Here is a 10,406-nt window from a genome sequence, read left to right as displayed (position 1 = left end):
AAATATTTAATCTCTTCATCCTGTAAATCCTTAAATCCTGGATATCCTGATTCAGACAATAAATATTTAATCTCTTCATCCTGTAAATCCTCAAATCCTGGATATCCTGATTCAGACAATAAATATTTAATCCCTTCATCCTGTAAATCCTTAAATCCTGGATATCCTGATTCAGACATTTTCATTATATCTTTTGTTGGGTTGCGCTGTCGCTTAACCCAACCTACATGACTGACATTTTCACGGCTTAATTAAAGATTCCTCTGACTGACGATATTTAGCAATTAATTTACGTCTTTTTAGGGGTGGATAAACCAGCATAGAAAGTGCGGGTAAACTAGTTGCATTTAGTGCTAACAAAATAAATGTGTTAAAGCCTATTATTATTCCCGTTCCCACACTAATTCCCAATCCTAATATGAGTAGTATTAGTATATTAGTAAACAAGTTTTTAGCCTCTTTAATCATTTCCACAGCCAGACACACAGCCAGACACACAGCCAGATACACAGCCATAACCATAGCCCCACCCACAGCCCCACCCACAACCAGTAAAAACATCGCAATTAAACGCCAATAGGGCAATTTTCTCTTCTCAATGGGTAAAGCCGCCGTCTGCACCTTCACCATTAAAGTATGACTCGCAGGATAAGCATTACTATGAAGAATCAATTGACGTTTATACTGCTTATCTGCCATCAATTTACTCGTATCCACCTCAACCTGACAACGAATATTATTCCTACTAAACTGAGCAGGTGTAACTGAAATCCAAGCATGATTATCTGGTGTATGGGGAGGGTCTTGAGGATGAGGTGCAACTTCCCATTTACCTTCTAATAAGGTATCTGGTATAGGATTTTCAATAACAATAACCCTAGTTAATTTTTCCCCTAATTTATATGCTTGAAACTCTAAAACTGTTTCACTAAAATCAACTCCTGGTACACGAATAACATCAAGGGGTTTGAGTGATTCTAAAGCTAATTCTGCATTAGTAAATCTGTCTTTTTGCTTCGGTTGTACCATTTTTTCCAACCAACCGATAAACCGCAAACTTAACTGGGGTAAAAGATGACGAAATTTAATCAAATAAGGATCATCTTCATCTTGTAATTGATCTATTTTTGTTGACTTGATTCCTGTAAGTAAACAGATCAAAGTTGCACCCAAAGCATACAAATCTGTAGCATTTGTGGGTTTAAACATTTGCTCTGGGGGAATAAAACCAGGAGTTCCTTTAAGAACACTACTTCCAGCCACATCATGACTACCAATACGAGCAAAACCAAAGTCAATTAAATAGACATTGATTTGTTCATCTACTAAAATGTTTTCTGGTTTAATATCTCGATGAATTACCGACGGTATCCGATTTTGTAAATATACCAGAATTTCTAATATCTTAACTGCAATTTGTTTAATTTCTGCTGGTGAAAAGCTGCGAGGTTCTGCTAAAGTAGAACCATGAATATACTCTTGAACTAAACAAAAACCATCGGAGGTTTCAAAGGAATGCAAGTAACTGGGAATACCAGGATGATCTAATCCTTTGAGTACCTGTATTTCTCGTGCGTGGGCTTCTGAACCGGACCAATTTGAACCCGCTTGAGCAAAACAAAACTGTTTAATTACTTCTTGTTGCCCTGTGTTAAGATTTGTTGCTAACCAAGTAATTCTACCACCTTCCCGGTTGCGTCCTAGTTCTCTAGTAACCTCATAGCCTTGTGCTTGGAAATCTGGGTAGCTGCTCATATTTCTAAGAGGGAATAAGTATAACAGTATATTTTGATTTTACTATAAGTAGGGATTGTTGAAAATCAGACTGTAAAAGTTTTGTTTCAGTCCAACGTTTGTTACTATTTAAGTTAGAGGGACAGATTCAGTATCTTTCGCTCTAGCTAAAGATGCGACAGAACAATTAAAAAAATAATTAGTATATTTGAACATGGCAACTTTACACGGAACTTGGATACTAAATAATCGAAATAGCTATTTCTTTATTTGGGGAGAAACTTGGCGTTCTTCACAGGGACAGACTGAAGTATCTGCTGAAATTCCTTTACATCCATTGGCTATGACATCAGGGGAATTAAATGAATGGTTAGAAGCATCTAATTTATCAATTGCTCATTTAATTCAACCATCTAATAATACTAAACAAAGAATTAAAAGTAAATCAGCAACAGAAACAAAATTACATATTCATTCACAAATAATTTCTTTACCAACTTATTTTTTAGAAAATAAGAAATCAGAACTGACAACAATTTCTCCAGTTCATTCTGTCAGCGTAGATATAGATTCTCCATCTTCACAATATTTACATCCTTGGCAAATTGATGGTTTTTGTCTCACTCCGGCATTAGCAATTCAATTTCTCACATCTTTACCTTTGAGTACAAATGATAGTAAATCAGCTTTATTAGGAGCAGATATTCATTTTTGGGTACATATTTTTAGATGGCATTTAGACTTAATTTCTCGTTGTAAATTTTTACCAACTGTTGAAAAACAAGATAGTAATTTAATTGCCAAATGGCAGGTACTTTTAGATAGTGCTGTAGATGTCACTAGGTTAGAGAAATTCGCCTCACAAATGCCCTTAGCTTGTCGAACATATCAACAAACTACCGAAAATATAGCAATTGATTTACCATTATTACCTCAAGAAATTATATTATCATTTCTCAATAATATTACAGATAATCAATTGCGGTTAATGGTTGGTTCTCAATCTCCTCTTGAACCTAGAATCATGATGTCCTTACCTGCGGCATTACAGCAATGGTTACAAGGATTAATTAATGAAAATAATATAATTGATGCAGCAGGAGGAGAACGTTTAGAAACTACATTAAAAGCTTGGACTTTACCATTACAATATCAACTTACAGGTAAAGCTTTATTTAGAACTTGTTTTCAATTGCTGCCTCCAGAAAATGAAGAACCAAATTGGAGTTTAAAATATTTTCTCCAAGCAGCAGATAACCTAGAATTTTTAATAGACGCAGCGACAATTTGGCATCAATCTGTAGAAAAATTAGTTTATCAAAATCGCACAATCGCACAACCTCAAGAAACATTTTTGCGAGGTTTGGGTTTAGCTTCTCGATTGTATCCGATAATTACCCCTAGTTTAGAAACTGCATCTCCCGAATTTTGTCACCTTACCCCCATGGAAGCTTATGAATTTATCAAAGCTGTAACTTGGAAATTTGAAGATAGTGGTTTAGGCGTAATTTTACCTCCTAGTTTAGCAAATCGGGAAGGGTGGGCAAATCGTTTAGGGTTAAAAATTAGTGCCGAAACTCCTCAACAAAAATCAGGACGCTTGGGTTTACAAAGTTTATTAAATTTTCAATGGCATTTGGCAATTGGTGGACAAACAATTTCTAAAGTTCAGTTTGATAAACTGGTAAAATTAAATAGTCCTTTAGTCGAAATTAATGGTGAATGGGTGGAATTACGTCCCCAAGATATTAAAACTGCCCAAACTTTTTTTAGTTCCCGTAAAGAACAAATGTCTCTTTCCTTAGAAGATGCTTTACGCATTAGTAAAGGAGATACTCAAGTAATTGAAAAATTACCTGTTGTCAGTTTTGAAGCTTCCGGTGCATTGGAAGAATTAATTGGGACATTAACTAATAATCAAGAAATTCAAACTTTACCAACTCCTGGCAATTTTACCGGACAATTAAGACCTTATCAAGAACGTGGTGTAGCTTGGTTAGCGTTTTTAGAAAGATGGGGTTTGGGCGCTTGTTTAGCGGACGATATGGGATTAGGTAAGTCCGTGCAGTTTATAGTTTTCCTACTTCATCTCCAAGAACAAAACGCATTAGAAAAACCAACTTTATTAGTTTGTCCTACTTCTGTTATGGGCAATTGGCAAAAAGAAGTCAAAAAATTTGCTCCTACTCTTAAAGTTTTAGAATATCACGGTGATAAACGCCCCAAAGGTAAAGCATTTACAGAAGCAGTTAATAAACACGATATAGTAATTACTAGCTATGCACTGATTCACCGCGATATTAAGTTATTGAAAGCAATTGAATGGCAAATAATTGTTTTAGACGAAGCCCAAAATATCAAGAATTCAGAAGCAAAACAATCACAAGCCGTCCGGCAATTAGAAACCACATTTGGTATTGCTTTAACAGGAACACCTGTAGAAAATAGATTACAAGAATTATGGTCTATTTTAGATTTTCTTAATCCTGGATATTTAGGGAATAAACAATTTTTCCAAAGACGGTTTGCTATGCCGATTGAAAAGTATGGTGATACTGCTTCTTTAAATCAATTACGTTCTTTAGTTCAACCTTTTATTCTGCGACGGTTAAAAAGTGATAAGGACATTATTCAAGACTTGCCAGATAAGCAAGAAATGACGGTTTTTTGTGGCTTAACTTCCGAACAAGCTACACTATATCAACAATTAGTAGATGAATCTTTAGTAGCAATTGAATCTGCGGAAGGGTTACAACGTCGGGGGATGATTTTAGGATTATTAGTGAAGCTAAAACAGATATGTAATCATCCTTCTCAATATTTAAAATTAACAACTTTAGAAAAACATCATTCAGCTAAATTACAACGACTAGAGGAAATGTTAGATGAAGTTTTAGTAGAAGAAGACCGCGCTTTAATTTTCACACAATTTGCTGAATGGGGTAAATTGCTAAAACCTTATTTAGAAAAGAAATTAGGACGGGAAATATTCTTTTTATATGGTAGTACCAGCAAAAAACAAAGAGAAGAAATGATTGATAGATTCCAACATGACCCCCAAGGACCACCAATTATGATTTTATCGTTAAAAGCTGGTGGTGTGGGCTTAAATTTAACTAGGGCAAATCATGTATTTCACTTTGATAGATGGTGGAATCCCGCAGTTGAAAATCAAGCCACAGACAGAGTATTTAGAATTGGTCAAACTCGCAATGTTCAAGTTCATAAATTCGTCTGTACTGGGACTTTAGAAGAAAAAATTAATGATATGATAGAAAGTAAAAAACAACTCGCAGAACAAGTAGTAGGTGCAGGAGAAGATTGGTTAACGGAAATGGATACAGACCAACTTCGCAACTTATTAATATTAGATCGGAATGCAGTCATCGAAGAAGATGAAGTTTAAGGAAGATATGACAGAAAACATAGACCATGACCGGTTATTCAAAGAACTAATATCAACTTTTTTCATAGAATTTATAGAATTATTCTTTCCTCAAGTTCTCGAATATATAGACACTGAATCAATTATATTCTTAGACAAGGAAATATTTACTGATGTTACCGCAGGAGACAAATATGAAACCGACCTGATAGCCAAAGTTAAATTTTTAGGTCAACCTTCTTATTTTGTGATTCATATTGAAGCCGAATCAGGTGCAAGGGCGAAATTTAATCAAAGAATGTTTCGTTATTTTGCCAGATTAGATGAAAAATTGGACTTACCAATATATCCCATAGTGATATTTTCCTACGACTCACCCAAAACCGTAGCCGTAAATAACTATCAAATCAACTTTCCTGATTTTCAAGTGCTAAAATTTAATTATCAAGTAGTGCAACTGAATCAACTCAACTGGCGAGACTTTTTAGCCCGTCCAAATCCAGTTGCATCGGCTTTGATGTCAAAAATGAGCATAGCACCAGAAGATAGGCCAAAAGTCAAAGCAGAATGTTTAAGGTTATTAGTCACCTTAAAATTAAATCCAGCCAAAATGCAATTAATATCAGGTTTCATTGACACATATCTGAGATTGAATAAGATAGAAAAAGAGAAATTTCAAATAGAAATAGGTACATTAATCAAAGAAGAAAAGGAGGAAGTTATGCAAATTGTCACCAGTTGGATGGAAGAAGGAATTGAACGAGGAATTGAACGAGGAATTGAACGAGGAATTGAACGAGAAAAAAATTTAATTCTCCGTTTAATTAATAGGAAGTTTGGACAAATTGATCGAGAATTAGAAACTGAAATTAGAAGTTTAAATATAGAAATCATTGAGACTTTGGGAGAAGCAATATTTGATTTAGGTACTGTGGAAGATTTGCAAAATTGGTTAGATAATCTTTAATATATGAGTAACGAAACCTTACAAGCAAGTCGGGAATGGTGGTCACAAAGATGGCTCGATTTACTGGATTCTTACCGATTTAAAAAGCGCTTAGAACGGGCAAGAAATTATTCTCGACAAGGAAATGTTTTGAGTATTAAATTTAAAGCTGCGAAAGTATTAGCTAGAGTACAAGGTAGTGAAGCAGAACCTTATAAAGTTTCTTTATCTCTTGATGCTTTTAGTGAGGAAGAATGGGGTTATGTTGTGGAAACAATGTCTCAAAAGGCGATTTTTGCGGCTAAGTTATTAGCGGGAGAAATGCCACAAAATATTGAAGAAGTTTTTATCAGTAATGGTTTATCATTGTTTCCCTTTACTCTGACTGATGTTCACAGTAAATGTTCTTGTCCTGATAAAGCCGTTCCTTGTAAACATATAGGTGCAGTATATTATCAATTAGGCGATCGCTTTAGTGAAGATCCATTTGTATTATTTCAATTACGTGGACGCACCAAAGAGCAAATTATCAGCGATTTACGTCAATTACGCAGCACTAAAAATGTAGAAACAATTCAAGAAATATCGGCAATTCAACCAGAAGTTTCTGAACATCAATATCCCGTTAAAATAGATGATTTTTGGCAATATAATCAGCCGTTAGAATCGTCTTTAGTAGTTATTTCACCTGCTGTTAGTGAAACAGTATTAGATGTATTAGGGACAATTCCCTTAGCGAAAGATGAGGAAAATACAACTAATTTACCTGCTAGTGATTTAGTGATGAAATATTTAAAAGCCATTTATCAAGATGTGAGTCAAAAAGCATTTCTAGCAGCGATGAATGTGGGACAATAAGTTTTTCTTCTCTTACTTTTTACTCCTTACCCATTCCCTAACAGCTTTTCTAATTGCCCTTCTACCATTTGCCCGATTTTGTTCAATTATTTGTGGTAAATCCCGAATTTCTAAACTAGGAAATACTAAACTTTTCTCAGATTCCAGATATTCCCCAGCTTGCAAAAGGTAAATCTTCAATTCGCCAGAATCATAACACCAAATCTCAGGAATTCCCAAACGAGCATAAATAGAAAACCGATTTAAAGATTTACTAGTAACATCAATTTCTAAAGCCAAATCAGGAGGTGGATCTTTTTGCAAATCTAAATCTAACCGACCCCTAACTAATGCTTCATTTTGAAAATAAAAACAATCATCAGCTTCAATTCCTGCCATTTTGCGTTCTTGCTTCCACGTGGTAGAACCCAAACTTTCATAGTCTAAATTCAACTCTTCGGCAATATCTTCAACCGCAGTGCTGATAACTTTTTTATAATACTCGTGTTCTGGTAAAGGTGTCATAATTTCCAAATTTCCATCATCATAAGCCACTCTAGCCGCCCGATGTTCTCCTAAATCTTGCAGCAGATTCTCAAATTGTTGCCAACTGATGTTATAAAGCATAACTCTATCAGCGCGATGTTTGGTGATGATCATTTGTATATCTAAGAATAAAATACAAGTTAATTTAATTATAGCAAATGAAAATTCGGATTTTTTTAGGGTGCGTCAAAGTTGATAACTCAGTAATAATGAATATATTTTCAACATCTGACACACCCCAAATTGTCAACTAGAATTGATAAGAAACACCAAGAGAAAAAACAGGATAAATATTCAACCAATTCAGATCGCTTTCTTGTTTTTTCCTTTCCGCTTCGATGTTATTGTTAATTTTCTCTTTTAAATCGGGCGTTGCACCAGGACCAAATTCAGGTGTTAATACTACTTTTGGGGAACCTGCAAACATTACACCTAAACTTGTGGAAAATCCCCAATGTTTACCAGGTTTCACAGCATTACCCCAACCAATACCAAGATATGGGGCGACACTATTGCCCAAAGAAACCTTAGCTTTCACTGATGTCAGTTGAGTTGTAGTATCATAATCCACACCATTGATATTAATTTTTCCACCATTTTTGGCTTTCCCAGTTCCTTCTATATTATTGTCCTGAAATACCAAGCCTCCAGTCAAACGGAAACCGCCATTTTTCCAAGGATGGTAGTCAGCGAGGGTGGATATATTCAAGAGGTTGATATCTGCTTTATAATCAACATCGGACAAGCTAACATCTCTACTTATACCTAAGCCATTAATGCCTAATTTAGCATTGACATTAGGTGTTATAGATTTAGTGACTGTTGCACCAACACCTAATGTACTAATTTCAGGTGTAATTGCCCAACCTCTGGTTTTTACAGAAGTTTGGCTCATTTCTTCGGTAGGTTTAGATTCTTGAGTAGGTTTTGACTCTCCCCTCTGTGGTTTTGATGGAGTAGAACGCTCAGTACAGCGAGAATTTAAAGGATAACTTTTGCAAAATACATCTAAATCCAGTGGTACTTTTGCTAGTAAATCACCAGCATTATAACTGAAAGTTCCTGGTTGAGGATGAGTTTCAGTTTTTTCAGGAGTGATTGATGTGGCAATAACTTCATTTGTAACTACTGGCTGAGTAATTGGTTCTACAACAACTTCCTCAGCTATAACAACTTGATTTATTGATGTCCCCATTACCAAACCAGCAGCAACTGTTAATACAGATGTGCCGAACTTTAGCTTATTCATTGCTTAACCCTGAGTAAGATTGATTTGTTACATTATATATTAGCAGCAATGTTTAATTATTGTAAGTACCTGTGCAAAATTTATTTTAAATTTTTACTCTTACTTAATAAAGCTTAATGTGTAAACTTACACAGAAAACCACAAAAAAAGCCCTTGCGGTGAGGCAAGAGCTATCAAAAGCATTATATTCTCAGTAATGAAATTAAGCTAAAAACAACCTAGTCGAGGTCAGGCATAAACATTACTGGTTCTGTTTCACGGTTAATACCCTTCTCGAACCCACCAGCAGCAGCACGGGCGCGGCCTGCGTGCCATAAGTGACCAATGAGGAAGAAGAATCCTAAAACGAAGTGTGAAGTCGCCAACCAAGCGCGAGGAGACACATAGTTAAAGGAGTTAATTTCTGTAGCCACACCACCCACAGAGTTCAAAGAACCCAAAGGCGCGTGGGTCATGTATTCAGCGGCACGACGAGCTTGCCAAGGCTGAATATCATTCTTGATTTTTTCCAAATCAAGACCGTTGGGGCCACGAAGAGGCTCTAACCAAGGACCACGGAAATCCCAGAAGCGCATGGTTTCACCACCGAAGATGATTTCACCAGATGGAGAGCGCATGAGGTATTTACCTAGACCTGTAGGCCCTTGGGCAGAACCGACGTTAGCACCCAAGCGTTGGTCACGAATCAAGAAGGTTAAGGCTTGAGCTTGTGAAGCTTCCGCAGCCGTAGGACCATAGAATTCGCTAGGGTAAGCGGTGTTATTAAACCACACCATGACAGAGGCAATGAACCCCATCAAGGAGAGCGCACCCAAGCTATAGGATAGGTAAGCTTCACCAGACCAAATGGAGGCCCGACGTGACCAAGCAAAAGGCTTGGTGAAGATGTGCCAAATACCACCGGCAATACAAGTGAAAGCAATCCAGATGTGACCGCCGATAATATCTTCCATGTTATCAACGCTAATAATCCAGCCTTCGCCACCGAAGGGAGCTTTAATTAAATAGCCAAAGATAACAGCGGGGTTGAGTGTGGGATTAGTAATCACACGCACATCACCACCACCTGGAGCCCAGGTATCATAAACTCCACCGAAGAACATAGCCTTCAGCACCAACAACAACGCACCACATCCTAAGATAATCAGGTGGAAGCCGATGATGTTGGTCATTTTGTTCTTGTCTTTCCAGTCATAACCAAAGAAAGCAGAATATTCTTCTAAGGTTTCCGGACCACGAACAGCATGATAAATACCGCCAAAGCCTAGAACTGCGGAGGAAATCAGGTGAAGTACACCGACAACAAAGTAGGGGAATGTATCAAAAACTTCACCACCTGCACCAACGCCCCAACCAAGTGTGGCGAGGTGAGGAAGCAGAATCAAGCCTTGTTCATACATAGGCTTCTCTGGGACGAAGTGAGAGACTTCAAACAAAGTCATTGCTCCAGCCCAGAAGACGATTAAACCAGCATGGGCTACGTGAGCGCCAAGTAGTTTACCAGATAAATTGATTAAACGGGCGTTGCCAGACCACCAAGCGAAGCCGCTGGATTCTTGGTCGCGTCCACCACTAATAACTCTATTAGAGAGCGTTACCACGTGGGAGTACCTCCTCTGGGAATACGAACTGTTCGTGGGGTTGATCTTGAGGAGCCATCCAAGCGCGGATACCCTCGTTTAGTAAAATGTTTTTGGTATAGAAAGTTT

The 10,406-nt window shown here is 36.9% G+C and carries 7 protein-coding genes and 1 pseudogene; 3 read left to right on the top strand and 5 right to left on the bottom strand.

Features of this window, described 5'->3' with window-relative positions; translation table 11 throughout:
* Positions 1-240: 240 nt before the first annotated feature.
* The gene (locus tag AN490_RS14650; RefSeq protein WP_300004644.1) at positions 241-1,755 is read right to left on the bottom strand and encodes a serine/threonine-protein kinase; all 1,515 of its coding nucleotides are present in this window, start codon (positions 1,753-1,755) and stop codon (positions 241-243) included.
* Between the two features lie 193 nt (positions 1,756-1,948).
* On the opposite strand from AN490_RS14650, the gene AN490_RS14645 reads away from it, so the two are divergent.
* The 3 genes from AN490_RS14645 to AN490_RS14635 are packed head-to-tail and all read left to right on the top strand — an operon-like array spanning position 1,949 to position 6,923.
* Positions 1,949-5,140, top strand: a complete 3,192-nt coding sequence (locus AN490_RS14645) for a DEAD/DEAH box helicase (protein WP_300004641.1) — start codon at positions 1,949-1,951, stop codon at positions 5,138-5,140.
* A 7-nt stretch (positions 5,141-5,147) separates the two neighbouring features.
* Entirely contained in the window at positions 5,148-6,086 is a 939-nt protein-coding gene (locus tag AN490_RS14640) for a DUF4351 domain-containing protein (protein ID WP_300004638.1), read from the top strand.
* Between the two features lie 3 nt (positions 6,087-6,089).
* Positions 6,090-6,923, top strand: coding sequence for an SWIM zinc finger family protein (locus AN490_RS14635; protein ID WP_300004635.1), 834 nt, complete (start codon positions 6,090-6,092; stop codon positions 6,921-6,923).
* Positions 6,924-6,935: 12 nt separating this feature from the next.
* Here the strand turns inward: AN490_RS14635 and AN490_RS14630 are convergent, their stop codons facing one another.
* The 4 genes and pseudogenes from AN490_RS14630 to AN490_RS14615 all read right to left on the bottom strand — a co-directional run.
* A complete protein-coding gene (locus AN490_RS14630) occupies positions 6,936-7,562 on the bottom strand; it encodes a Uma2 family endonuclease (RefSeq protein ID WP_300004632.1) in 627 nt (208 codons plus the stop codon).
* A gap of 136 nt (positions 7,563-7,698) precedes the next feature.
* On the bottom strand, positions 7,699-8,697 hold the full coding sequence (locus AN490_RS14625) for a hypothetical protein (protein WP_300004629.1): 999 nt from the start codon (positions 8,695-8,697) through the stop codon (positions 7,699-7,701).
* Between the two features lie 218 nt (positions 8,698-8,915).
* A complete protein-coding gene (gene psbC, locus AN490_RS14620; protein WP_213713303.1) occupies positions 8,916-10,298 on the bottom strand; it encodes a photosystem II reaction center protein CP43 in 1,383 nt (460 codons plus the stop codon).
* Positions 10,282-10,406 (bottom strand): annotated as a pseudogene (locus AN490_RS14615) (photosystem II D2 protein (photosystem q(a) protein)); the annotation flags it as partial. The pseudogene AN490_RS14615 and the gene psbC, both read right to left, overlap by 17 nt.

Origin of the sequence: Anabaena sp. AL09, from assembly GCF_001672255.1 — a bacterium.
GTDB classification, from domain to species: domain Bacteria; phylum Cyanobacteriota; class Cyanobacteriia; order Cyanobacteriales; family Nostocaceae; genus Dolichospermum; species Dolichospermum lemmermannii.
This window is presented reverse-complemented; position numbering and strand designations above follow the sequence as displayed.